This is a genomic window from Bacteroides sp. GM023, assembly GCF_014750685.1.
GTDB lineage: Bacteria > Bacteroidota > Bacteroidia > Bacteroidales > Bacteroidaceae > Bacteroides.
On record NZ_JAAXGE010000002.1, the window covers coordinates 599,049 to 624,732 of the forward strand.

Annotated in this window: 18 protein-coding genes and 1 pseudogene; 12 read left to right on the plus strand and 7 right to left on the minus strand. The window is 41.2% G+C overall.

Annotated features, from left to right (window positions below; translation table 11 throughout):
* Positions 1-12 precede the first annotated feature (12 nt).
* The 3 genes from HC965_RS04785 to HC965_RS04795 form a co-directional block, all read right to left on the minus strand.
* Positions 13-3,474 (minus strand): SusC/RagA family TonB-linked outer membrane protein, encoded by a 3,462-nt coding sequence (locus tag HC965_RS04785; RefSeq protein ID WP_191030381.1) that lies wholly within the window; start codon positions 3,472-3,474, stop codon positions 13-15.
* A gap of 36 nt (positions 3,475-3,510) precedes the next feature.
* The gene (locus HC965_RS04790) at positions 3,511-4,671 is read right to left on the minus strand and encodes a FecR family protein (protein WP_191030382.1); all 1,161 of its coding nucleotides are present in this window, start codon (positions 4,669-4,671) and stop codon (positions 3,511-3,513) included.
* 75 nt (positions 4,672-4,746) lie between these two features.
* Entirely contained in the window at positions 4,747-5,310 is a 564-nt protein-coding gene (locus tag HC965_RS04795) for an RNA polymerase sigma-70 factor (protein WP_191030383.1), read from the minus strand.
* A gap of 107 nt (positions 5,311-5,417) precedes the next feature.
* Between HC965_RS04795 and dacB the strand changes: the two genes are divergently transcribed.
* Entirely contained in the window at positions 5,418-6,824 is a 1,407-nt protein-coding gene (dacB, locus tag HC965_RS04800) for a D-alanyl-D-alanine carboxypeptidase/D-alanyl-D-alanine-endopeptidase (RefSeq protein ID WP_191030384.1), read from the plus strand.
* Positions 6,825-6,872: 48 nt separating this feature from the next.
* On the opposite strand, the gene HC965_RS04805 is transcribed toward dacB, so the two are convergent.
* The 3 genes from HC965_RS04805 to HC965_RS04815 form a co-directional block, all read right to left on the minus strand.
* On the minus strand, positions 6,873-8,069 hold the full coding sequence (locus HC965_RS04805; protein ID WP_191030385.1) for an ATP-binding protein: 1,197 nt from the start codon (positions 8,067-8,069) through the stop codon (positions 6,873-6,875).
* Between the two features lie 141 nt (positions 8,070-8,210).
* Entirely contained in the window at positions 8,211-9,710 is a 1,500-nt protein-coding gene (locus HC965_RS04810) for an acetyl-CoA hydrolase/transferase family protein (protein ID WP_191030386.1), read from the minus strand.
* 173 nt (positions 9,711-9,883) lie between these two features.
* Positions 9,884-10,366, minus strand: a complete 483-nt coding sequence (locus HC965_RS04815) for a ferrichrome ABC transporter substrate-binding protein (protein ID WP_191030387.1) — start codon at positions 10,364-10,366, stop codon at positions 9,884-9,886.
* Between the two features lie 336 nt (positions 10,367-10,702).
* Between HC965_RS04815 and miaB the strand changes: the two genes are divergently transcribed.
* Positions 10,703-12,079 carry a tRNA (N6-isopentenyl adenosine(37)-C2)-methylthiotransferase MiaB gene (miaB, locus tag HC965_RS04820; protein WP_191030388.1) on the plus strand — a complete coding sequence of 459 codons (1,377 nt, stop codon included), beginning with the start codon at positions 10,703-10,705 and terminating at the stop codon, positions 12,077-12,079.
* Positions 12,080-12,320: 241 nt separating this feature from the next.
* On the opposite strand, the gene HC965_RS04825 is transcribed toward miaB, so the two are convergent.
* Positions 12,321-13,034 carry a helix-turn-helix domain-containing protein gene (locus HC965_RS04825; protein WP_191030389.1) on the minus strand — a complete coding sequence of 238 codons (714 nt, stop codon included), beginning with the start codon at positions 13,032-13,034 and terminating at the stop codon, positions 12,321-12,323.
* 442 nt (positions 13,035-13,476) lie between these two features.
* On the opposite strand from HC965_RS04825, the gene HC965_RS04830 reads away from it, so the two are divergent.
* From HC965_RS04830 to HC965_RS04875, 10 genes and pseudogenes are all read left to right on the plus strand, one after another.
* Positions 13,477-13,797: a hypothetical protein gene (locus tag HC965_RS04830; RefSeq protein ID WP_191030390.1), complete on the plus strand. Its 321-nt coding sequence runs from the start codon at positions 13,477-13,479 to the stop codon at positions 13,795-13,797.
* Positions 13,785-14,675 (plus strand): DUF4373 domain-containing protein, encoded by an 891-nt coding sequence (locus tag HC965_RS04835; RefSeq protein WP_191030391.1) that lies wholly within the window; start codon positions 13,785-13,787, stop codon positions 14,673-14,675. The genes HC965_RS04830 and HC965_RS04835 overlap by 13 nt, the downstream gene beginning before the upstream one ends.
* 121 nt (positions 14,676-14,796) lie before the next feature.
* The gene (locus HC965_RS04840; protein ID WP_191030392.1) at positions 14,797-15,300 is read left to right on the plus strand and encodes an HU family DNA-binding protein; all 504 of its coding nucleotides are present in this window, start codon (positions 14,797-14,799) and stop codon (positions 15,298-15,300) included.
* Positions 15,301-15,400: 100 nt separating this feature from the next.
* A pseudogene (locus tag HC965_RS04845) lies at positions 15,401-15,929 on the plus strand (N-acetylmuramoyl-L-alanine amidase).
* Positions 15,926-16,021: a smalltalk protein gene (locus tag HC965_RS04850; RefSeq protein ID WP_149932071.1), complete on the plus strand. Its 96-nt coding sequence runs from the start codon at positions 15,926-15,928 to the stop codon at positions 16,019-16,021. Before HC965_RS04845 ends, HC965_RS04850 begins: the two are co-directional and overlap by 4 nt.
* An 80-nt stretch (positions 16,022-16,101) precedes the next feature.
* Positions 16,102-19,206 carry a hypothetical protein gene (locus HC965_RS04855; protein WP_191030393.1) on the plus strand — a complete coding sequence of 1,035 codons (3,105 nt, stop codon included), beginning with the start codon at positions 16,102-16,104 and terminating at the stop codon, positions 19,204-19,206.
* Positions 19,181-23,611, plus strand: coding sequence for a DUF6443 domain-containing protein (locus tag HC965_RS04860; RefSeq protein WP_191030394.1), 4,431 nt, complete (start codon positions 19,181-19,183; stop codon positions 23,609-23,611). The genes HC965_RS04855 and HC965_RS04860 overlap by 26 nt, the downstream gene beginning before the upstream one ends.
* Complete coding sequence (locus HC965_RS04865; protein ID WP_191030395.1) at positions 23,574-24,116, plus strand: hypothetical protein; 543 nt, start codon at positions 23,574-23,576, stop codon at positions 24,114-24,116. Before HC965_RS04860 ends, HC965_RS04865 begins: the two co-directional genes overlap by 38 nt.
* Positions 24,117-24,396: 280 nt before the next feature.
* Entirely contained in the window at positions 24,397-25,074 is a 678-nt protein-coding gene (locus tag HC965_RS04870) for a hypothetical protein (protein ID WP_191030396.1), read from the plus strand.
* Between the two features lie 157 nt (positions 25,075-25,231).
* Positions 25,232-25,660, plus strand: coding sequence for a hypothetical protein (locus HC965_RS04875; protein ID WP_191030397.1), 429 nt, complete (start codon positions 25,232-25,234; stop codon positions 25,658-25,660).
* Positions 25,661-25,684: the final 24 nt, after the last annotated feature.

Genomic DNA, 25,684 nt, shown 5'->3' on the forward strand with positions numbered 1-25,684 from the left:
GTCTTTACTTTTTTAGAAGTTAATGTTTAATCCTACTACATAACTGGTTACCTGTTCTGCCGTGCGTGTGCCTGCGTTGGCATTGAACGCTTCGGGATCAATACCGTTATGGTTGGCAGCCCAGTAGAACGGATTGTCCACTTGTGCACGTACGCTGATATTGTTGAATCCCCAGCTATGGGTTAATTTTTGAGGTAATGTGTACGACAGTCCGATGTTACGCATCTTGATAAATGAAGCACTGGTCACTTGTTTGTCAGCATATTTCCAATGCTGGCTTCTATATGTATCGGCTGCGTTGTGCAGCCCCATTCTGGGAATATCGGTATCTGTATGATCCGGTGTCCATCTGTTTACGAAATCTTCATGCATGCCGGCAGATGCTTCCTGGTAGATTGGAGTCACGTCTTTGCGTAACGAATGTCCTGTGTAGTAAACAATCTTAGCGAACATTTCTACCGATTTCCAACGTAGGTTGACGTTGAATGCCCCCTGCCATTTGGGAGTTAGCTGGCCTACTTTTACGATAGCTTCCGTATTGTCTATGTTTACGTTTGACTTGATTTCTCCGTTTTCGTCATAGACGGAAGGGTCGCCCTCACTTGTCAGTCCGGCATAACGGAACGCATACATAGTTCCGTAAGTATCTCCTACCATATAATTAGAATATGGGCTTGTAATCATGGATTTGGCACTTGTCGGTACATAGCCGATTTTTTCTATTTTGTTTTTATTGTAAGATGCTGTTAATGAAGTGTTCAGTGCCCAGTCGCGGGTTTTCAACCAGTCATAGGAAAGGCTGATTTCCATACCAATATTTTTCATGGCACCGTTGTTGAATACTGCCTGTGCCCAACCTACTGAAGCGTCAAGGGTCTTGTTGGCAAGCAGATCCGAACTATAACGGCGGTATACATCGAATGAACCATTCAACCGTTTTAGCATTGCAAAGTCAACACCGAAGTTAAAAGTAGCGGTCTTTTCCCAGCGCAACATAGGATTCGGGGGAGTCATGATTTCTGTAACCCCTGTATTTGTCAGGAAATTGGTTAAATAAACTCCGATTAGATATGGGCTGGTATTTTGGTCTACATTACCTGTGATACCATAAGTCATTCTCAGTTTGAGCAGATTCAGCCAAGTGATAGGTTTCATGAATTCTTCATTGTTGATGTTCCAGCTCAAACCGACCGACCACAAAGGACGGTAGCGGTATTTGGGATCAGTACCAAAAAGGTCGGCCTGTTCTATACGTATACTTCCGTTGAATGAATAACGGCTGTCATAGGTATATCCTACATTGGCATATCCGGAAACATAACGGTGCATGATTTCACTGACTGACGCACTCTCGCTTGAGTATCTGGCATTATTGTATAGCTGTCCTATGACTCCTTCCTGCAATGCCATCCAGTTAACTTGTTTGTAAGTCAACTTCTGATCATTATAGCCATATCGTTCGCCGTTGGTAGTCCGCCATTTATCCTGACGGACTTCACCTCCCAAAAGGGCTGTAATGTTATGTTTTTCGGCAAGAGTCGTATTATAGTTCAACTGTCCGCGGACATTGTAGAAGTTTGAACGCCTGTTTTGTTCTTTCATGTGCCCACCTTCCGGGATATTGTATGTGAATCCACCCTTGCCATCCGAACTGGCATAGGTATCTATCATATTACGCATATAAAATGAGTCTTCTTCATCATACGTCTCAGAATTATAATAATTATCCTCATACTGGAATTTCAAGTCTAAGTCCAATCCTTTGGCAATTTTTAAGTCTAATTGGGTGAACAGACGCAGATACAGGTTACGAGTCTTTGTTGCGTTTCTCCTGTATTCATCCATTACGTTATATTTTAAAGACTTCAATCCTTCTGTATTGTCAATTTCTTGTGCACGGTAATAATTGTACATATATTGATAGACAGGATTCCCGTTGTCGTCAGTGATTCGTTCGTAAGGCATGAAAGCCAGTGAGCCGTAATCTCCTCCTCCCGACTTGCCGTTCTGATAGTCGATGTTGGTTCCATAAGTGAATTTGAGCCATTTGGTGAAGTCGAGTGAGTTCTTCAGGTAGAAGCTCAATTTATTGCTTTTCATGGAAGCTTTTGAGTTGCTTCCAAAGTCTTGGAAACGGATGGATGTGAACATATCTGATTTATCACCTCCTTTGGACAAAGATACATTGTAATCTTGGGTGAAAGCCATTTGTGTTAGTTTGTCCTGATATTCCTTTCTATAGTCATATTCACGAAGTTTTTCTATAGCACCTTCCACTTGTGCTTGTGTCATATTACCTTTTGCCATCTCGTAGTACAGCCTTTCTATTTGGGTGTAACTTTGGGGTCTGTCAGGGTCATTCTTTTTGTCGAAATAATCCATCGGATTATTTTTGTAATAAGAATCGGTGAGCAGATAATTTACTTCATAATCTACGATATCACTGGTTGATGCATAATGTTGATAGTCCAGTGAAGCGACAGGACGGAAGTAGAAATTTGCTGAGGCATTGATTACGGCTTTCTTATCTTTTGGTTTCTTGGTTGTTATTACGATAACACCATTGGATGCGCGTACACCATAGAGAGAAGTAGAAGCAGCATCTTTCAATACCGTGATATTCTCAATGTTTTCGGGATTGATACCGGACATACCTTGATTCACTACCTGTCCGTCCAATACAATCAACGGTGAGGTACCGACAGCGAATGAAGAAGTACCACGTATGCTCATAGTTCCGCCATAGGTACTAAGTCCGGCACTCATACCTTCGAGCTTACTCATCAGGTTGGTAGACTGAATCTTGTCTATCTTTTCTTTGTTGATAATAACAGCTGCACCTGTTGCCCGTTCGCGTGAAATAGTCTGGTAACCGGTGACGATAACTGCATCCAGTTGTTTTACGTCCTCTATCATGACAACTTGAAGCATTCCTTCCCCACTGTAAACTACGTTGTGAGGTTTCATGCCGACAGAAGTGAATTGCAGCACTGAACCATATTTTAGCGGTTGTGAGAAAGAGAAACGCCCGTCAATATCTGTGACGGCTGCTTGAGATTTGTCTTGTGTGAAGATAGCGACTCCCGGAAGATAATTGCCATCGCTGTCGGTGATACGTCCGTGCAGCAATGTCTTAGTAACAGCTTTTTTAGGAATGGTTGTGATGACAATCGTCCTGTCCTTGATAGAATACTGCAATCCGGTTCCTTCCAAAAGCTTCTTCATCACACTGTTGATGTCAGCTTCCTGAAGAGAGACAGATACATTGACTCCTTTCAATAAAGAGGCATTATAGAAAAACTGGTAATTGTACTGTTTACTTAGTTTTTCCAACACATTTTCCAACGATTTTTTAGTAACCGTTACCGTGATCTTTTCCGTATGGCCTGTCTGTGCATATGCTAACGGAGCCGTACAAGACAACATGAGGGCAACTGCCATCATTAGTCCTTTGGAAATAAACTTGTTCGTCATAACTGTGTGAATTTTTATAATATTAGATGTTATTGTTTATTTGTCTCTTTTCTCTACTGCATCTATCTTTCTGTCTTTGTAATATTTGAAATCGAGCTCGTTGGTCAGATGAAGGATGTTCAGTATATCAGTAAGGGGTTGTTTACGCGACAGAATACCACTATACCGCAGATTCCGTATATCATCACTTACATTGATTTCTACATTGTACCATCGGGATAGTTCGGTCATGATGTTGCCGATAGTTTCATTGTGGAAGACAAATTTGTCTTCTGTCCAACCGGTGGTAACGGATATGTTGGCTTGCGTTGTGTTGTATTCGTGTGAGGCTTTCCGGTAGATGAATTGTTCACCGGGAGACAGAGTGGCGAGTAACTTTTGCCCTTCGCGCACGTTGACTGAACCTTCAATCAGGGTGATACACGTATTTTCCTCTTCTTCGTAAGCTTTAATATTAAAGGTAGTTCCCGTGACTTGTACGTTCAGTGTGCCTAGCAGTACGTTGAACGGACTTCCCGGGTTGGCTTTTACTTTGAAATATCCTTCTCCCCGTAGTTCCACTTGGCGCAGATGTTTTTTGAAATGTGTAGGAAAGAGTAATTCGGAAGCGGCATTGACTTGAACCACTGTTCCGTCTTCCAGTGTCAGTTGGTAGGCGCCGCCTGCTGGAACGGACAGTTTATTAAATTCATTATCGGGCTTCAGTTCAATAGAGATGTTCTTTTTGCCGTCCAGTGAACTTCCGAACAGTTGATTGCCTTTGACTGTCAGGTTACTTTCCGCCAATTCCACTGGTTCATCGTTTTGTGCAATGATAGAAGTTTTCGGAGCGGCGGGAGCGGAAGCAACCCATTCGGGAACGACCTCTTCCCTGTTTTCCATCCATAACCATAGCGTAGCTGTACCTATAATTAAAAGGAAAGACGCAGCGACACTACTTATCACGCGAATATTGAATCTTCTCGGCGGAAGAATAATTCGTTTGTTCACTTGTTGCAGCGCTTCATTTACGTTGATGGAGTCGTGGAAAGAAATCTCATCGGGAAGTTGTTCCTGTTTCCGCAGTTCTTCGTATAGCTCCGGTGATTCTTCTTTCCATTCTCCGGCTAAAGGTGAAGTAGAAGTCTTACCTGTGCATATTTCTTTAGCCAATTCTTCGGCTATCTGAATATTTTCTTTGATTTTATCGTCTATCATGTATAATAAGGAATCTATGTTGTTTATAAGTAAAACAACATACTTAAAAAGTAGTATGATATGAAATTTGATTTTTTATAAAATAAGTAGTAGAAATCTTAATTCCTCCAGTTCGGCACGCAGTCGGGCATAGGCGTGCATCTTATGCGTTTTCACTGTGGGGACGGATAATGAAAGCATATCAGCTATCTCCTGGTTTGATTTATTCTGAAGCGAAAGGATGATGATTTCCTGTTCACGCGGCGTGAGTTGCTTGATTTTTTTCCTCACGATGAAAGAGACTTCTTCACGGATAATATTCTCCTGGATAAATTCCTCGCTCTGCATCCTCTCCAGTTGGCTTTCCGCATAGCGGTTTTTTACATCCTCATGTTTCAGATAGTTGAGGCAACGGTTGGCGATGGAACGGTAAAAGAATGCTTTGATAGTCATGATAGAGGAGAAGTTCTCCCGTTGTTCCCAAAAAGCGATGAAAACATCCTGGACGATATCACGCGCTTCTTCTGTATCTAAACGATACCGGCAGGCGAAGGAAAGAAATAGGGTATAGTATTTTTTGAAAAATAGATCAAATTCTTTTTTACTACTCATTCCTTGCGCTCCTACATTGTCAATATTGCTATTTTGAAGTGCTATCATCTGATTCTGTTATGCACGCAAAAGTACGTATTTTCTTTTATCACAAAAACTTTTTAATAAAAAAGTCTATATTTGTGGATGTGATTCAATCAATAAACCGTAATCCGATGAAGAAAGGTCTTTTATTAGTTGTTCTGTCAGTCTGTTTTCTTCCTTTATGGGGACAAAGAGACTTCTCCCAAATAGATTCGCTTATCAAGAAGATGCTTCCCGAAACATCCGAAGTCGGCATATCCGTTTATGACCTGACGGCAAAGAAGTCGCTTTATAATTACCGTGCGGAGAAGCTCTCCCGCCCCGCTTCCACTATGAAGCTGCTGACTGCCATTACCGCCCTCTCCCGCCCCGAAGCCAATGACCCTTTCCGTACGGAAGTGTGGCACGATGGCGTGATAGAACACGATACATTGCAGGGTAACTTATATGTAGTAGGTGGATTCGACCCCGAATTTGACAGTCAGGCAATGGATTCATTGATAGAAGAAGTAATCACTTTCCCTTTTTCCGTGATTAACGGACAAGTATATGGCGATGTCTCCATGAAAGACTCCCTTTACTGGGGGCACGGATGGGCGTGGGACGACACGCCGGCCGGGTATCAGCCTTATCTGTCCCCGCTCATGTTCTGCAAAGGAACGGTGCAGATTTCCGTTGTTCCCTCTACCGTGCAGGGTGATACGGCAAGCATTTCCTGCCGCCCTGTATCCTCTTATTACACCTTGGCGAACCGGACAAAAACACGTACTTCCTCTGCCGGAAAGTTCTCTTTCACAAGAGACTGGCTGACGAATGGAAATAATCTTGTTGTTTCGGGCAATGTAGCTTCCATACGGAAAGATGATATCAATATCTACGACTCCCCCGGCTTCTTTATGCACACTTTCCTCGAACGCCTTCGGGGAAAAGGTATCACAGCTCCCCAATCCTACGGCTTCGCCGAATTACCCCGCGATAGCGTACCAGTAGAGCGAATTGCTTGCTGGAATACTTCCGTGCAGAAAGTCCTGAATCAATTGATGAAGGAGAGCGACAACCTGAATGCAGAAGCATTTCTCTGCCGCCTTGGCGCACAGGCTACAGGAAAGAAGCAAGTAGCCGCTGAAGACGGTATCGTCGAAATAATGAAGCTTATCCGCCGTTTGGGACACGACCCGAAAGACTATAAGATTGCGGACGGATGCGGGCTATCCAATTACAACTACCTCTCTCCCGCCCTGCTGGTCGATTTTCTGAAGTATGCATACTCCCGAACCGCTATCTTCCAACAGCTATACAAATCCCTTCCCGTTGGCGGAATAGACGGAACTCTGAAAAACAGAATGAAAAGCGCTCCTACATTCCGGAATGTACATGCCAAGACAGGCTCGTTCACAGCGATAAATGCACTTGCCGGCTATCTGAAGATGAAGAACGGGCACGAAGTGGCGTTTGCCATTATGAATCAGAATGTACTTTCGGCTGCCAAAGCAAGAGCGTTTCAGGATAAGGTTTGCGAGACGATTATCGGGCGGTAGACTAATATATCAATCTTAAATACATCCATCATAAAATACATCCATATCTCAATACATCAACCCGAACAACCAGAGTGGAATTTCGTTGCCGAATCCTATTTCTATATTATCAAGTGCCAGATATCCGTTTTCTACTCCTTCCAGTTGTTTCTTCGTTTTATTCTTACCGCCGACTTCGAAGTTATATGTTTCATTTAGTGTGAAGTCTATTTGCGAAGAATAAGTAACCTTATATTTTACAGCTGTCTGGTTAAAGAAAAAAGTTTCCCGAACGTTTCCTATGTCGGTTTTTTCTCCTCCCAGTGCATACGCATAATTGGTATTTCCCAAGTAAATCTTTTCCGGTTTGGCCAATTGCTTGATGCCGGACGCTTCTTTGTCAAGTAGCAGGAGTGCTTTGGCCTTCTGGAGATAAGATAGATAATTCAACAGGCTGATGCGGCTGACTTCTATCTCCTTGCTGAGCATTGATATATTGGGAATATACGGCACGAGCCCGGAGAGGATGGCAAATAGCTTTTTTATTTTGCCGATGGAGTAATAATCTATTTTTTCGGTAGCAGGTAAGTCTACGTCCAGAATGGTATTCAATGTGGCCAGAAGTTTCTCGTGATACAACACTTTGTCTTCTTTATAAAAAGGAAAATAACCGTAGGTCAGGTACTCTTTGAATGCCGCAAGCGGTTTCAGTTGATTACCTATGTTGATGGCTATTTCGATATGTCTGGTCAGAATATCGGAAAGCGGAAGCGCTTCCATTTTATGCCCATACTCAAATTGCAGGAATTCCCGGAAAGAGAGTCCGTGCAGATGATAAGTGACAGCCCTTCTTGAAAGGTCTGCTTCGCCTTTGTGTATTTCCAATAAGGAAGAACCTGTGAATACGATTTTCAGGTCCGGGTAGCTGTCATAGATGTTTTTGATTTCTCTTGACCAGGTTGGGTATTTGTGCACTTCGTCCAGAAACAGAGCTTTTCCACCCATTTTTTGGAACTCGTCGGCCAATTCAACCAGGGAGTGGGTAGTAAACCATATATTGTCTAATGAAACATAGAGCGAGTCGTTGTTAAAGCCGGGGTAATGCTCCTTTATATATTGAAGCATAAGAGTCGTTTTCCCTGTTCCGCGGGCACCTGTTATGGCTATCAGTCGGTTGTCCCAACGAATCTCGCGATATAGGTATCTTATAAAGTCGAGTGAAACCCTCTCTCTCAGTTGATAGAATGTAGTGAATAATTGTTTCATAGGAGTGACATCTTGATTCTTCTACAAAAATACAATTGTATTCTCTAATAAACAAAAATATATGGATTTTGTTTACCAGAGAATACAATTATAATGGTAAAAGACCGAATAGTGTATATCCTATCTTCTTATTTTGCTGATTTATCTAGCGTATTCAGCCCAATTCGTATTCTTCATATCGCCACTCTTAGCCAGTTCTGCGTGCATGCCGAGTGCAGCCTGAATAGCGTGTGGAGTCTGTGCCTTGCCACCAGCCAGTTTGCAATAATCCCAAAGCAACTGTTTGTAGTCAGGATGCGCGCAGTTTTCGATGATAGCCTGTGCACGTTCTTTCGGGCTCTTGCCACGAAGGTCGGCAACACCTTGCTCGGTGATGATGATATTCACGGAATGTTCGCTGTGGTCGAGGTGAGACACCATCGGGACGATAGCGCTAATCTTACCTTCCTTAGCCACAGACGGACAAGTGAAGATAGAAATATAAGCATTGCGGGTAAAGTCGCCCGAGCCACCGATACCGTTCATCATTTTCGTTCCGCCGATATGTGTAGAGTTTACATTACCATACAGGTCGACTTCGATAGCCGTATTGATAGAAATGATACCGAGACGACGAACCACTTCCGGATTGTTGGAGATTTCCGACGGACGGAGCACCAGTTTGTCACGGAAGAAATCCATATCATTGTAAATTCCTTCCAGACAGTCATTTGTCACAGTCAGCGAACAAGCACTGCCGAACTTGATACGACCTTCGCGAATCAGCCCGATTACGGAATTCTGAATCACCTCAGTGTACATTTCAAATGCCGGAATCGTCTTGTCGCGTCCCAACGCACCAAGTACCGCATTAGCGATATTTCCCACACCCGACTGCAACGGCAGGAAAGTAGACGGGATAATGCCACGCTTCATATCCGCAGCAAGGAAGTCGGCAACGTTCTGTCCGATTTTGTCAGTCAACGGGTCGGCATCGGCGAAAGAACGGGCTTCGTCCGGCCAGTTAGTCTCTACCACACCAACGATTTTCTTCGGGTCAACCTGTACATAAGGCGTACCGATACGGTCACTTGGCTTGTAGATAGGTATTTCGCGACGGTAAGGCGGGTCAAGCGGTTCGTACACATCGTGTAGTCCCATGCCGGACTTGCTGTGTGCGCTGTTCAACTCCACGATAACCTGGTCAGCCAGGCGGCAGATAGTCGGAGAAATACCACCGGCAGCAGTCAGATAAATCTTTCCGTCCGGAGTCACTTCGCAGGCTTCGATGATGGCTACGTTCACTTTGCCCATGAATCCGTAGCGCACTTCCTGTGCCATCTGTGAGAGGTGTATGTCGTTGTAGGCAATCTCTCCACTGTTCACGGCTTTGCGGAAATCAGAGTTCGTGGTATAGGGAGCACGGTAGCGGATAGCCTTTGCGCGTGACAGCACGCCGTCACAAGACTCACCGGTAGATGCACCAGTAAAAATACCTACTTGAAATGGATTTCCTTTGGCATGTTCCGCTTCCGCAATCTTTGCGAGTTCTGCTGTAACAGCCTTGGCCGTTCCTGCGGGAGTAAATCCGCTCAGGCCGATGTTGTAGCCATGTTTAATAAGGCTTGCAGCTTCTGCTGCCGAAATACGATTGAATGACATAAATAGTACAATTTCGTGTTAAAATACAGTTGATATTTTATGGTTAATTATGCTCAATGTTCTTATAACCAATGTGTAATACTCTCTTAATCTTTATCGCTTGATAATCAGCGTTTGATATTCAGTCTCTAATACTTAATATTTTATACCTGATACTTAGTATTTGCTCCCTGTCAATACTTCCGTTGAAGTATTTCTCCCCAGATAATAGCGCGGCGGGCTTCTTCTGCCGAGTGGATTGTGAAATCTTCGTTGTTATCTGATGATTCGTGAGTAGCGTCGTAATGAGAACCTTGCCTGGCGTTCAGTTGGTCCTGAGCGGCACTGTTTGCTAGTGATGCGGCAACGGATACTTCTTCTTTCTTCTTTTTCTGCTTAGGTGCCTGCTTGGACGCTTGCCTTGAAGCCTGTTGCGAAGACCTTTTGGAAACCGGCTGTTCTGTAGATACAGGCTGAAACAATTCGTCCAGCGATTTGGGTCTGCCCCACATTTCGGGCATAGGAACAGCATCCGGTTCTATTTCGGTGGGTGATGATATCGGGGGAACGGGGCGTTTATTGGTCGCTTTTTTTGCTTTACTCCTCTTATTCACCTCCTGGATTATTCCCATAAGAATGACCCCTGCTATCGCGAGAAATTTCAAAAAATCTTCCATTATGTTTCACTGCTAATTAGTTATCCGCCAAAGTTACACATAAAATCCGGTTCGGGCTAACTTTTTATAATGAAAAAAGGGCAGCTTCACAGCTCCCCTTAATTTTTTTAACCTAAACCTTAACTATGAAAAAATCTAATGTTTCTTTCATTGCACAAATGTGAAAAATAAATTTAAATTTGCCAAGGATATCACCGGAAAATGTTTAATCCCTTAACATTAATTACAAGTTAGCATGCTAAACCATAAGTTTTTGCGTAATTTTTGTACCAATTTACCACTTATTGAAAGCGAAGCCGTATCTTTGCGGTCGAATTTTAAAACTAAGATTTGAATATGAACGAATTAACGGGAGCGGACTTTAAATCCGCAACTGAAACGGCCGATGACAACAAAAAGTTGTTTATCGAAACCTATGGCTGCCAAATGAACGTAGCCGACAGCGAGGTGATTGCCTCGGTGATGCAAATGGCGGGGTACTCCGTAGCCGAAACGCTCGAAGAAGCCGACGCCGTGTTTATGAACACCTGCTCCATCCGCGACAATGCGGAGCAGAAGATTCTGAACCGCCTGGAATTTTTCCACTCGCTGAAGAAAAAGAAAAAACACCTCATTGTAGGCGTGCTGGGATGTATGGCCGAACGGGTGAAGGATGATTTGATTACGAATCATCATGTCGACCTCGTAGTAGGCCCGGATGCCTACCTGACCCTGCCCGACCTGATTGCCGCCGTAGAAACCGGTGAGAAGGCAATCAACGTGGAACTTTCTACCACCGAAACTTATCGGGACGTGATTCCCTCGCGTATCTGCGGCAATCATATCTCCGGTTTTGTGTCCATCATGCGTGGCTGCAACAACTTCTGTACGTATTGCATCGTCCCCTACACCCGTGGACGCGAGCGCAGCCGTGATGTGGAAAGTATCCTCAACGAAGTGTCAGACCTCGTGGCGAAAGGCTACAAGGAAGTCACCCTGCTGGGACAGAACGTCAACTCTTACCGTTTTGAGAAGCCTACGGGCGAAGTCGTCACCTTCCCGATGCTGCTGCGCACCGTAGCCGAAGCTGCTCCGGGCGTGCGTGTCCGTTTCACCACCTCTCATCCGAAAGACATGAGTGACGAGACACTGGAAGTCATCGCGCAAGTTCCCAACGTGTGCAAGCATATCCACTTGCCCGTGCAAAGCGGAAGTTCCCGCATCCTCAAACTGATGAACCGCAAATATACCCGCGAATGGTACTTGGAACGGGTTGCCGCCATCAAACGCATCGTCCCCGAATGCGGGCTGACAACGGACATCTTCTCCGGTTTTCATTCTGAAACGGAAGAAGACCACGCGCTGTCCCTTTCCCTGATGGAAGAATGTGGATACGATGCCGCCTTTATGTTCAAATATTCCGAGCGTCCGGGAACGTATGCTTCGAAGCATCTCGAAGACAATGTTCCCGAAGATGTGAAAGTACGCCGTCTGAATGAAATTATCGCCCTTCAGAACCGTCTGTCTGCCGAATCCAACCAGCGTTGCATCGGCAAGACGTATGAAGTCCTCGTTGAAGGTGTCTCCAAACGTTCGCGCGACCAACTGTTCGGCCGTACGGAGCAGAACCGTGTCGTCGTATTCGACAGAGGTACGCATCGTGTCGGCGATTTCGTCAACGTGCGTGTCACGGAAGCCAGCTCGGCTACACTAAAAGGAGAAGAGGTTTTTTAAACCCTCTTCTCTCTCTCTTTTCCGCACCTTTTTCCGCATAATAATAGAGGGTGTGTCAAAATTACCTTTTTAACGAAATCATCCTCGCTACAACTATCTGTGGCGAGGGTGATTTTTTATTTATAAGGGTTTTGACACACCCTCCTATTTTTTGAATCATCTCTGAATCATCTCTGTCTGACTCATCGGGTATTTCTTCCTGTGTCAACAGGCTTTTCCCTATGTTATCAGACCTTTTTCCCTACATCATCATATGCCGGCGAATGGAAAATTTCACGATAGCCATCGCATTGATGGCCCCCAGCGGAATATCCATCGGCTCATGATGCGTATTATAGCTCACCAGCTTAATGCACCCTTCCTTTTCCGAACGGTTTGCGTACTTCACCGCCAGATACTCGTCTCCGTCTATCATAAACGAAACGAGATATATCTCCCCGTAAATGACATTATTAAAACTGCTGATTTCCTTATATCCGATAATATCCCCTGATTTTAGAATCGGATACATGCTGTCTCCATTCACGTACACCGCTCCGTCGCATGCGGAAATATTCGGAATTAATATCTTTCCCAACGCATATTGTTGCTTGTTAGTGAACAAGGTTTTCAAGTTTGCTGCCGCCGTAATGTCATATAACATCACGCTCCGGTCATCTACCGGTTCTACTGTTTTCGGATTGTGTAAAATCTCCACTTCTCCCGATACCAGTTCGCTTTCGCAAAATCTCGGTTGATGTTTCGGATTGCCTTTTCCTAACAGCAGCCAGTTGTAGTCCACTGTATTTCCTAATTTATTAAGCAACAGGCGGAAGTCTATGCTGTTCCGTGCGCACCAGTTGGATACTGTGGCGCGTGAGACGCCTAAATATTCAGCTAATTCACTGTCATTCTTGAAGTTCAGCGCCTGTTTGGCACGCTTCACGATTCCTGTAACATCCAGAAATGTATCCATTCTATTATCGTTTAATTTTGATGTAAAAATTCATAAACTCGCTAATTGCTCATTAATAATCTGTTATCTACTTTTTGAAGATTAATTTCCAAAATCATTTGTTTTCTTTATGAAAACTGTTTTATCTTTGTAGCGACGAAATCACAAATATGTTTCAAAAGTATAAATTTAAACTAGAAAAACCATGAGAAACCGCAAAAAGTTTACGAAAGGTTGCAAAAAACCTCATCCGCCGCCTTTTTAAGGACACCGTGCCGGAAGAACGGAAGCCATATCGAGCCCGCTTGCAGCATCTATATATCCTGCGTCTAGCATCTATATATCCAATGTGCAGCCGATATATCCCCAATATGCAGCAACTATATGTCCTGTACGCAAGCACTATATCTCCAATATACAAACAAATATTTAGAAATGAAAACTATAAAAACGGAAAAGCAGTATGGAAACCATTATGAACAAATCTCTGTGCATCTGCGGATGTTGCAAGCGAGAACTTCCACAGGAAGCCTTTTATATGAACCAGCGTACCCGGACTACGGACAACTACTGCAAAGAATGCCGTAAGGCAAACACACGCAGACATCGCAATCAGGATAAAAGTATATCATTTGAAAATAAACCTGTCTCCTATCCGGTGATAACCGAAGTAAAGGACTACGCTTTGCGGATGCTCCTTATCCGCCACGCCCGCCAGGTGGTGGCTGACAGTATTCGCCGGAAGCAGGAAAAGGAAAAACTACACGCATTATGGGAAGAATAAAACGGGGACTTGATTATTTCCCCATGAGCACCAGTTTCATGCACGACCGCATAGTGCGCCGTGTCATGAAACGGGAAGGTGATGCCGCTTTTGCCACGTTGGTAGAAACGCTGTCGTACATCTATGCCGGAAAAGGCTATTATATCTCTGTCAATGATGAGTTTTACGACGAACTGACGGATGGCCTTTACAGTACGGATATTGATGATGTGAAACGTATCATCGCCCTGTCCGTGGAATGCGGGTTGTTTGATGCCGGGCTTTTCCGGCAATACGGCATCCTGACTTCCGCCGACATCCAGCGGCAGTATCTCTTTATCACCAAGCGGCGCAGCAGTTCGCTCATAGAACCGGACTACTGCCTGCTGGAGGAGGAAGAACTTGCCTCCTACCACCCTTCTCAAAGTAGCAAAAGCGGTGCGGATGATACTGATACCCAAACAGCCGATAATGTAACATCAAGTACTGATGATGCAACATCAAACACCGATTCTGTAACAATGGAAGCCGAATTTGCGAGATCGGGTACACAAAACAAAGAAAAACAAACAAAAACAAATCAAAACAAAATAAACCACCTCTCTGACTCTCCTCAAGGAGAGGACGGAGGAGGAAAAATTTTGAAAAGAAGGAAAGTGATGACTCAGGAAGACATCAACAATCTGCAACCACCCAACGACGGTATGCAACGTAACTTCGAGGGACTGCTGGAGAACCTTCGCTCTTACAAGATTCCGCCTTCCGAGCAATATGCCATTATCCTGAAAAGTAACTTCGGAGCTATCGGACACCCGGTGTGGAAGGGTTTCAGTAACATCCGCGGGAGCAATGGGAAAATCAAATTGCCGGGACATTATCTTCTGAGCGTAATTAATTAATTTATGAACGCACTTTGAAAAAATGATTGGGTCAGTCTGAATAAAGCCCGTATCTTTACAGTGTCATTAAGCTTAAGGACAAAACTAAACTATTTTATTAACGTAAAAAACTATTACGATTATGCCAGTATTGTACAAACCCTTCCAGTCGGTTCTGGAAGACAAGAACAAAAAGAAATTATTTCATCCCCGTGTGATATACACGGCCAATGTGACAACCACTCAACTCGCCAAAGAGATAGCCGCTTATTCGTCTCTCTCCACAGGTGACGTGAAGAACACGCTTGATAACCTGGTGACGGTGGCTGCCCAGCACCTGCAAGCATCGGAAAGTGTAACGCTCGACGGCTTCGGTACTTTCCGCATGGTGATGAAGTCCAACGGAAAAGGTGTGGAACTGCCGGAAAAAGTATCGGCTGCCCAGGCTTCCCTTACCGTCCGCTTCCTGCCCAACTATACCAAGAATCCCGACCGCACTACCGCCACCCGCTCTTTGGTGACAGGCGCCAAGTGTGTCCGTTTCGACCTTGCTGACACCTCGTCTTCGGATGGCGGGAATAGCGGCAAGCCCGATGGCGGTGGTTCCGGCGGCGACGGTGGAGAAACACCGGACCCGGCAGCATAAGTGTTCTTGTAATGAAATAATACACAAAATGTAAACGGCAGACTTTGGTAGACTTAACTAAACGTCTGACTTTTAACTAAACTAGTAATTATCCACTAACATGCGAATTATCAACTTAATCGTGGTGCACTGTAGTGCCACGCGGGGGGATTGTACGCTTTCTCCCGAAGCTTTAGACCTGTTGCACCGCCGTCGCGGATTCAACGGAACAGGCTATCATTACTACATCCGCAAGGATGGAACATTGTACCTCACCCGTCCCATCGAACGCATCGGCGCCCACGCAAAGGGCTTCAACGCCAACAGTATCGGAATCTGCTATGAAGGTGGTCTGGACTGCCGGGGACGCCCGGCAGACACCCGGACTCCGGCACAGCGCTCCACGCTACGGCAACTCGTACAGCAGTTGCAAGAGAAATTCCCCGGCTGCCGGATATGCGGACATCGTGATCTCTCGCCGGACCGTAATGGAAACGGCGTGATAGAACCGGAAGAGTGGATTAAACAGTGCCCGTGCTTCGATGTGGCGAGTGAATTCGGAGAATTTGCTGCGAAGACAGAGAATGCGGAAGAACACAGAGTAACACAACAATTTAAAGAAACGGAAAGGAGGTAAATTATGGCAATGAAGAAATCAGTATGGGATATGATCCTGAAGGTGGTTATCGCAGTGGCTTCGGCTGTAGCAGGCGTTTTGGGCGCTAATGCGATGAATCTGTAAGAGTGAAAATAATGAGTTATAGGAAGGAGAGGTAAGAGCTCCTTCCTGTATTATATTATGATGAATAAATAATTAACAAAATGAAAACGAACTTATTTAAGATATATTTGACGATAATAGCATTGATCGGTGGTTGTTGTGGAGATATTAGCGGGCAGCAAATGCCTTCGTTTATCCTCGAACCAACTGTATACTCACCGCAAACATCGGCGATGATTCGTTATGATGAAATGCCTGTAAATATGAGTACAGGACGTATTGACTTCAATATTCCGCTAGTCAATATCGAAGACAGGGATTTTGATTTTCCGATTTCTCTGTTTTATAATTCAGACGGCTTCAAGCCTACAGAAGCGGATAATTATGTTGGACGTGGTTGGGCTCTGCGTTGTGGGGGCATGATTTACCGGCAAGTGAGAGGGATACCTGATGATCTTAGTGACTATCATATATTTGTCCCCATATTGGAAGGTGCGGGTAATGATTATTCCTTCGAAGGATTTATGTCATTGGTTGGGAAAGGACGATTTGATATGAATGAAATGAGAAATAATATCACTAGAAATCCTTATCAGTATGCTCATGGTAAGGATGATTATGCGCCTTTGCCTACAATTCCGAATACTAATGTTGAAAGTGCGGCAGATATGTATTTTTTCAACTTTGGAAAGCATTCGGGACGATTTATGATCAACTTTGATGGTACTGTTACTGCAAGAGGGTATGATGGACATCGTTATGAAGTAGATTTGAGCGATTATGAAATGGCAAAAGGAGTATATGCTCATTCTACTGTTATTAGGATAAAGACAGATGACGGCTATGTATATACATTTGGTGGTGATAGTTATGGACCGGTGGAATATTCTGCTGCTTCATGGGAAGAAGCTCAGCCAGCTTTGGGATATGATGCTTATCACAAACATGCTATTACTGCTTGGTATCTGACTGAGATAAAAGCACCTAATGGGCGTAAGCTATGTATTTATTATAAGGATATAGCTGAAAAGTATCATAAAAGTATCAATCAGTTGTTGGATATCGGTTTTCTTCCTGAATCAGAATGGCAGGATATCGCCCTTCTTTATTCCTTAACAGGGCGTGCTGCTTACCGTACTTCCAAACCGATGGGGCTTCTTGACCCTCCTGGAGAACTTTATGATAAAAAGGCCAATTCTTATTTTTATAGTCTAAATAAAGTAGCACTGATTGATTATATTACTATAGGAGATGCTTATCGGGTCGATTTTCATTATTCACTGAAAAAGAAATATACGGAGCAACATTTTGTGGGCTCTGGCTTCTATCGTTTCCGTGGTGCGCAACTGGATTCGATTAGTGTCAGTCATGATGGGGAAGAACGTCAGAATCATTCATTTACTTATTCTTATCAATGTGCTAATCGTTTATTTTTGAGTGGCTTGAATCATTCGCAAAAAGGAAAATTTCAGTTCTCTTATAAGATACCTGACATAAATGTACTTCCTACTACTTCTAATATTGACCACTGGGGGTACTGGACGGGAGGTAGTACTGAAAAAGATATAATGCCAGGTACCCGTTATGCCAGTAATGTGATTTCTTATGATGTCAAATTGACAACTACACTTCGTGATCCTTCTCCTGCTAATTGTGACGCGACTCTCTTGCAATCGGTAGTGTATCCTACCGGTGGAAAGTCTACTTTTGAATATCAACCTCACAAATATTCATATTGCTTTGTGCAAGATGCTATAAATTACTACAATATAGAAAAACGTTATGTTCCTGGAGGCGAGGCAATAACAGGAGGAGCACGGATATGGAAAGTTAAATTCCACGACGAAGATCCGAAAATACCTGTCAGGGAAATTCATTACAGATATGCTGATAGTTCGGGAATGGAAGGAATATTGACTTATATGCCTCTATACAGATGTTGGGGTGTCTATAATTATGCTGACTTTATGCTGGGAGATACATATGAAGATAGTGATGGCTTTGGACGGCAGTTCAATCCTTCGCAACATATTCTATATCCGGAAGTAAGTGAATATTATATCGATCCTAAACAAAGTATGAATGAAGAGGAAAGTCCGTATAAGACAACACGATTCTATACAGAAATGCATTTTGCAGATTATACGGATTTTTTCTATAATACTTATACTCAGGCAGAATTTCATCCGGTAGTTTGTATATTGCCGGGAAGTATTAGTGCACCATACTTTCTTGTAAATAGATTCCGCTGGCCGGGAAGAAGTGAAAGTTATAAGAACGGAAAAGTTCTTGGCGAATATTATTATGATGACAAGCATGCCTTGAAGAAGAGTGTCAATTATGTATATAAAGATGTATACCCGGAAGATTATAGTTTGTGTATTTATAGAGAAAGTCTTCATCCTGGAACACACTATGGAGTTTATACGCACGTCAATAAAGAATATTTCGGTATGTATCTGTTGTTTGAGAAACAGGTTACCGAGTATGATGACAACTTCCGTGTGTTGACTAAAAAAGAACTATATAAATACGATGATTGCGGATATCTGAAAGAGCAGACCTTTCTCTTGCCGGAAGGAGATAGCTTGATTACCAGTTTTAAATATTTGGAGAAGATGCCTTCGTATGTTACTGATAAGACACAGGTTGTGCGTAACTCAGGAAAAACAAAGAATATACAATGCGAACATTTTGACTATTTTATGCAGGAAGGGCGAGGTAAAGAATGGCCTGTACTCTCTAGCTACTATTCCGGAACTGATAAACAGCATCTGGAAAAGAGAATTGTATATATCAAATATGATCGTAATGGAAATCCTGTTCATATAGAGAAGGATGGAAAGTCATACCTTTATATTTGGGGATATGACGGACGATATCTGACTGCTAAAATAGAAAATGCTACCTACGAAGAATTGATGGAGGCTTTGGATGGAAATTCTCCTGAAAATATATCTGGCCAGTCTGATTATCTAGTTTTTGCCGATGAGGTGGAAGGACTTCGAGAAAGGTTACCACGTGCAATGGTAACTAATTATACTTATATACCAAATGTGGGTGTGAGTAGTGAGACTTCACCCAATGGGCAGACAATCTACTATGAGTATGATACTAAAGGAAGATTAGAGAAGAGCTATCGCATCGGAGAGAGCGGTAAGCAGGAAATATTGCAATTGAATGAATATCATCTTATTAATGAATAATGAATTGTATATGAAGACACTTAGATATTTAGTTTTTATACTTTTGGCATTACTGTCGATAGACGCTAATGCACGAAATTCAGCGTTTGCCAATAGGAACTATCCGCTGGACATTAATCTGGGAGAGATTTTTGAGCCGATGAAACTTCATGAATATTATGATACAAGAAAAGCGGCAAATGATTTTGGAAATGAGAATAATGAAGTTTGTTTCTTTTTTACTGTATATCGTCCGACATTAATATTGGCAAATTTTAATGGTTCTGATTTGGTGGGAATAAATGCACGTTTGCTTTATATGCCTTTGGACGAGAATGAGGACTATGTGGATGTTACTGACCCTATTACCGAAGAGAATTATGAGGAAGAATTACCTCAGCGGTTTGACAAATTATATGGGTACTTGAATGTTTCTTTGGATGAAAACATAGTGCATGGATGCTTGGGAGATCTTATATTTCAAATGGTACAACCGGGGCATTATATACTTTTTGTTGAAGGTGATGATGTATATGGTAATGATTATAATGGAATAATAAGGAATAATATTTATATTAATCCGATAGGAATTTCTTCGGAGCAGCCAGTGGAAGTTGGGTATTTTAGTGAGGATTTTTACTATCAATTTTCTGGTACATTCGTTGAACATGATTCTAATGAAGTCTGTTACTTTATTAATTTGAGATATCCAATGAAGCTACATGTATCTTCTCAAGGATCAGCAAATGTTTCTTCTATTGAATTGGTGAATAAGACCGGACAGCTCATAGCGGTAAGTGATGATTTCCCTCTGGAGAATGATTCTTATCCACAGATAGGAGAAATAGTAGTGGCACCTGGCGATTATTTTGTACATATCTACTTTAAAGATTACTCTAATATGAATCTTGATATTGCGGGAAAGTTTGATTTGCCTGTGGGAGATAGAAAACAAGATCCGCTTCTGATCCCGGTTGTCTCTGATGTAATTGACTACATTAAGGCGTTTGATACTTCTGAATATTCTGATTTTTATTATGCGAGTTCTGTTAATCACGGGAAAAGCACTAAGGATGTATTTCATCGTTTGGTACTTGAGAATTCGTTGGATATTTTAATATCTGCTCCTTTCTGCTCTCTGAAAAGTGGGGCTTCTATCCTATTGCTGAACGGGGAAGATGAGGTTCTGGCAATATTAGATACTAGTTTGAAGGAAGAAATGCTGGTAGAAAATCTAAAACCAGGCATTTATTATATCGTTTCGGAAGGTAATAAAGAGGATGGTGAAATAACGTTATGTGTAAAGGGTGACAAACATTATGACCGTTTTATCTCGAATAATAAAAATTATGTTACAACACTGACACCTAATATTGCTATATCGACAAGTGGGCTTATGAATAATCCTTTGAAAGTACGCCAATCTGTTAGTTATTATGATTATTTAGGTAGGTTAAAGCAAGATATACAATATGCTGCTTCTCCTACTCTGCAAGATTATATTACTTATGCAGAATACGATGAACTGGGACGTGAGTCTGCTAAATGGCTTCCTGTTGTAAGTGCGAATGCTGCAACTTACATGTCATTGGAAGATGTAAAAAGGATTTCTTTAGATTTATATCAGGATGCATGTGCATATGAAAGAACAATATATGAAATGTCTTCTTTAAATCGTATTTTGGAAAATTATGGCGCAGGAGAGGTGTGGCAAAATGCAGAGAAGGGTATAAAAAATATATATCGAACGAATGTATTCCAAGATTACTGTAAGTATTTTAAGGTGACTGGAAAACGTACTCTTCCTGTTCTTCAGATGTATAATGAGGCATACCCTGTCAGTGAGTTGGAAATAGTTGAAACAAAGGATGAGGATAATCATCTTAACTATCAGTTTACAGATAAACGTGAGAACGTTATTTTGGAGCGGCAAATAGCAGAGAATGATACATTGGATACATATTATGTATATGATGATTTTAATAACTTATGCTTTGTATTACCTCCGGTTGCTACTGATAGCCTGGCAAAGAATAATATGCAGGAAATACTTGATCGTTATGCATACCAGTATCGTTATGATTCTCGTAATAGATGTATAGGCAAGAAGTTTCCTGGATGTGATTGGATAGAAAATGTGTATGATTTTGCAGACAGATTATTGTTCTCTCAGGATGGCGAGCAGAGGAAAAAGCAGGAGTGGAGTTTTCAATTCTCGGATTTATTTGGACGTCAGTTATTGAGGGGAATCTATCACGGTGTATTGGATCCTGTAGCTTTCGAATCTGCAAATGTATATGTTGTTTTTGCTCCGGATAGTGCAACAGCCAAGTATGGATACGTTTTTTGTAATCTCAAAGAAATTGTTCTTGACAACTTGGAAGTACTACAGGCTAAATATTTTGATACGTACGAATATGGAAATCATTTGTCCGGATTCGTCTCAGCGCTAAATTATGAGGCAGATGAGAACTACGGTAAACGTTATGGAAACGATCAGGTAAGAGAGCATTGTAAGGGGCTGCTTACTGGTTGCATGACACGTGTATTAGAGACTAATCAAGAGTTATACAGTAGTTATTACTATGATTACAATCGGAATCTGATACAATCGCGCCAAACAACAATTACTGGAAATGTAGTGGTTGCTAAATCTATATTTAATTTCAATGGACAACCTATGGCCTCATGTGAAGAATATGATAATGGTGTGCGGTTAGAAAAAAGTTATGTGTATGATCATCAAGGAAGATTAACAGAAGAAACACATATAATAGGTACTCAGTTGCCTGTTTGTTTTAAATATGGATATGATGAATTGGGAAGGATGGAAAGTCTGACACGTATTAACGGTACTGATTCTCTGACAACAACAAACAGCTACAATATCCGTGACTGGTTGACTAGTATTGAGAGTCCGATTTTCAAACAGGCATTACACTATACAGATGGTCTGGGTACTCCTTGTTACAGTGGAAATATCAGTAGTATGATTTGGCAAACTGATGCATCAACAATACGCGGTTATCAATTCTCTTATGACGGATTTTCGCGATTGAAGAATGCTGTTTATGGTGAAGGTAATAGTTTGTCTAACAATGAAGGCCATTTCAACGAACAAGTGACTGGCTATGACAAGATGGGGAATATTGTCGGTTTAAAGCGTTTTGGGCAAATCTCAGAAAATGACTATGGTTTAATAGATGACCTGTCTTTCTTTTATAATGGTAATCAATTAAGGTCTGTGGATGATGAATCAACCAACTCTGCTTATGCTGGAGGCTTCGAATTCAAAGATGGAATTCAAAAAACAATAGAATATACTTATGATTCTAATGGAAACTTAATCCAAGATTTGAATAAAAAGATAGCTGATATTCAATATAATTGTTTAAATTTGCCCAATCAGGTACAGTTTGAGGACGGCAATAGTATTTCCTATGTTTATGATGCGAACGGGACTAAGCTTCGTACTACCCATATAATAGATGGAAATACTACTACGACTGATTACTATGCCAATGTGATCTATGAAAACGAAGTGCCTAAGTTATTACTTACTGAATGTGGATATATAACTCTTCCGGATACAGTTTATCATTATTTCTTGCAAGATCATCAAGGAAATACCCGTGTGGTTGTTGATCAGGATGGAAATGTAGAAGAGGAAAATCATTATTATCCGTTCGGTGGTGTGTGTGCTCAGAAAGGGAATGTTCAGCCTTATAAGTATAATGGTAAAGAGTTGGACAGAAAAGGTGGACTGGATTGGTATGATTACGGTGCAAGGCATTATGATGCTACGTTGGGAAGATTTATGAAGATGGATAGATATGCTGAAAAGTATGTTGCTTTATCTCCTTATCAGTATGCGGCAAATAACCCGGTAAATATCATAGACATTAATGGAGACAGTCTCTCTATTCAAGCCAATCCTAATGGATTATTTGACCAAATAAAGTTGTATTTTGGATTTGATACGAAGTTTCAGAAACTGGTAAAAGCGGATATATCACGACTTAAAACTGATAATAAAGAAGTTGGCGATATGATTGAAAAGTTGGAAAAAAGCACAAATATGCACACTATCACGATGCCTAGAAAAGATAAAAATGAGAACTCATCGACTTTTGATGAAAATAAAGCTGTTGAAGGAGTTTCTCAAGGTAGTGTTATTGGATATGATCCCTATAATTGGACAGATATAAATGGAAAAAGAAGAAATCCCCGAACTGCTTTAAGCCATGAATTGAGACATTCCTATGATGCAGATGTTGGTTCTGTTACATTTGAAAAAACAGAGAATGGAATTGGAATAATGGAAGTACGCGCAATTAATACAGAAAATAAAATAAGAATAAAAACGGGAGATCCCAGGAGGATTAGCTATGGAGGGAAAAAAATACCTGAAAAATATTTGGAGTAGAGTTTTCCTTATTTTAGGAATACTTATTACGTGCTTTGTAGTTATGCGTATATACAAAGGCGTAAATAAACAACTTCAAGAAGAGCGACTTTTTGAAGAGAAATATAGGCAATTATTAAAGGTAAGTAATAGACCTCCATTTATTGTTATCAATGTTAGTTATTGTGATACGGTCTATCGTGTAGTTGCAAGAGAAGAAATAAGTTATTTGAGAGAAAAATATCAAAAAGCTTTTGAATATGCATTAGATGAAAATGACACTTTAGAAATTGATAGTGTTACCTATTCGTTATTGGAAGCAAAAACTGTAAAACCTCAATGTCGGATAGATTCTGTATATAATGGAGAAATGAAAAATTTAATTTCTGCTTTCTTTAATGAAAGGGGAGCTATTTCTAGCTTTTTATCAGACGAGGAGATAAAATATCTAATAGATATTTTGTACCAAAACAATGTGACAATGAATGTTGATTGTGAAACCGGTATGCTAATTATTAGCAAATAGTTTGTGTACTGATTTTTAGTAGTAAATTAAATCCCGTTAGTCTACAAGGATTAACGGGATTTTGTGTTTCCTGCTCTATTTCTCAAAGCAGACCATGCTCTACTCATCTATCTCCACTGCTTCTAACAACCTCGAATTTAAGAACGGACTCAAGGCTATTATCAAATATGTCTAAGGCGCAAATGGTGATTTAGTGAAAGATTTGAATACAAGATTACTGATATTCAATATATTTGTTTAAATTTACCCAGTCAGATTCCATTTTGTAATTAACATAAAGATGAAAAGACTATCAATATTTTTTTTAATTCTGCTAGGATTACTGTCATGTAATTCAAATAGAAGTACTAAAGAGAAATTTGATTCTGTAGATAGTCAGATGGGCGTTGATGAAGTGCAAGAAATTCTATTGGCGGATACTCAAAATCTGATTGAACCTGACTATGATGTTGCGCCATGTGTTTTTGATGATTTGCCTAGTGATTCAAAGGTTAAGTTTATACATGATTATAAGTGCAAATTTGATAATGTACTTCTGCGTTATTATGACCGATATGCAACAATATATGAAATAGATACAATCTTTGAAATATTAAGTTTATGTGATTTTTCGACGAAGGCAAATAAAGAATCACTGTCTTTTTATATTCATGTATTGTTTGAACTAATGAAAAATACTCATATAGATGGATATGTAGGAGAAGCCATGGTTGATGCATGCTATACTCTCTTTAATAATTATCCGGGTGTCTTTTATCAACACACAAGATTGCTTGAGAGAAATATGCAGCAAATATTTATAGATAATATCGCTATGGGGTTCTATTATAACGATATAAAAGAAATTGAACTGGATACTATATTGAAAAGGCAAGAAGTGATGTTGCCCAGATTGAAGAGACAAATACGAATGATTGGTGAAGATATAAAAAGAAAATATGATAATATTGATTCTTAGACATATGCCTTAGTCTTGTCTTAACACCATTAGGTTATCATATGAATGAGAATAGCGTATGTTTTGTTAAAATGTTGGATGTGGGTAGGCTAAATAATTATACGAAAAGAAAAAAGGGTTGATCTTGCAGGTTATCACATTGTTAAATGATTGTGTTATGGAAAAAGAAGAAGCTAATGATAATTATGAGGGTTTTCAAAAAAGAATATTGATAGATATTATTTCGCAGTTACCTTCAGAAAGTATATTGGCATTTTCGATGCCAGCTTATTTTGTAGAGTGCCGCGCTTATGAAAAGCTTGCCTTTTTTCGAATTGAGGATAACTTTTCCAGAGATATTATAGTCCCCGATTGTTATTTTTTGATTACGAAAGAGTCCATTTCTACTTATATTGAACAAATTGTAGGCACAGATATTCTGACATACTTATGTCATTATATGATTTATAAAAAGAATGGTGAAGATGTGGAGATGCTAGTGGTAGTTTATGATGGATGTATTTTTCGTCTTTCTGACAAAATTAAAATTGAAGATTCTTTTATTAGGCAATGTGACTCCGAAGGATTATATATAGACTACTTATAATGATTTTCGTTTATCTATGCTCAT

Bases quoted from the DNA above. Each gene is read 5' to 3' on its own strand.
- HC965_RS04785 (WP_191030381.1), bottom strand. From the start codon at position 3,474: ATGACGAACAAGTTTATTTCCAAAGGACTAATGATGGCAGTTGCCCTC.
- HC965_RS04790 (WP_191030382.1), bottom strand. From the start codon at position 4,671: ATGATAGACGATAAAATCAAAGAAAATATTCAGATAGCCGAAGAATTG.
- HC965_RS04795 (WP_191030383.1), bottom strand. From the start codon at position 5,310: ATGATAGCACTTCAAAATAGCAATATTGACAATGTAGGAGCGCAAGGA.
- dacB (WP_191030384.1), top strand. From the start codon at position 5,418: ATGAAGAAAGGTCTTTTATTAGTTGTTCTGTCAGTCTGTTTTCTTCCT.
- HC965_RS04805 (WP_191030385.1), bottom strand. From the start codon at position 8,069: ATGAAACAATTATTCACTACATTCTATCAACTGAGAGAGAGGGTTTCA.
- HC965_RS04810 (WP_191030386.1), bottom strand. From the start codon at position 9,710: ATGTCATTCAATCGTATTTCGGCAGCAGAAGCTGCAAGCCTTATTAAA.
- HC965_RS04815 (WP_191030387.1), bottom strand. From the start codon at position 10,366: ATGGAAGATTTTTTGAAATTTCTCGCGATAGCAGGGGTCATTCTTATG.
- miaB (WP_191030388.1), top strand. From the start codon at position 10,703: ATGAACGAATTAACGGGAGCGGACTTTAAATCCGCAACTGAAACGGCC.
- HC965_RS04825 (WP_191030389.1), bottom strand. From the start codon at position 13,034: ATGGATACATTTCTGGATGTTACAGGAATCGTGAAGCGTGCCAAACAG.
- HC965_RS04830 (WP_191030390.1), top strand. From the start codon at position 13,477: ATGGAAACCATTATGAACAAATCTCTGTGCATCTGCGGATGTTGCAAG.
- HC965_RS04835 (WP_191030391.1), top strand. From the start codon at position 13,785: ATGGGAAGAATAAAACGGGGACTTGATTATTTCCCCATGAGCACCAGT.
- HC965_RS04840 (WP_191030392.1), top strand. From the start codon at position 14,797: ATGCCAGTATTGTACAAACCCTTCCAGTCGGTTCTGGAAGACAAGAAC.
- HC965_RS04850 (WP_149932071.1), top strand. From the start codon at position 15,926: ATGAAGAAATCAGTATGGGATATGATCCTGAAGGTGGTTATCGCAGTG.
- HC965_RS04855 (WP_191030393.1), top strand. From the start codon at position 16,102: ATGAAAACGAACTTATTTAAGATATATTTGACGATAATAGCATTGATC.
- HC965_RS04860 (WP_191030394.1), top strand. From the start codon at position 19,181: ATGAATATCATCTTATTAATGAATAATGAATTGTATATGAAGACACTT.
- HC965_RS04865 (WP_191030395.1), top strand. From the start codon at position 23,574: ATGGAGGGAAAAAAATACCTGAAAAATATTTGGAGTAGAGTTTTCCTT.
- HC965_RS04870 (WP_191030396.1), top strand. From the start codon at position 24,397: ATGAAAAGACTATCAATATTTTTTTTAATTCTGCTAGGATTACTGTCA.
- HC965_RS04875 (WP_191030397.1), top strand. From the start codon at position 25,232: ATGGAAAAAGAAGAAGCTAATGATAATTATGAGGGTTTTCAAAAAAGA.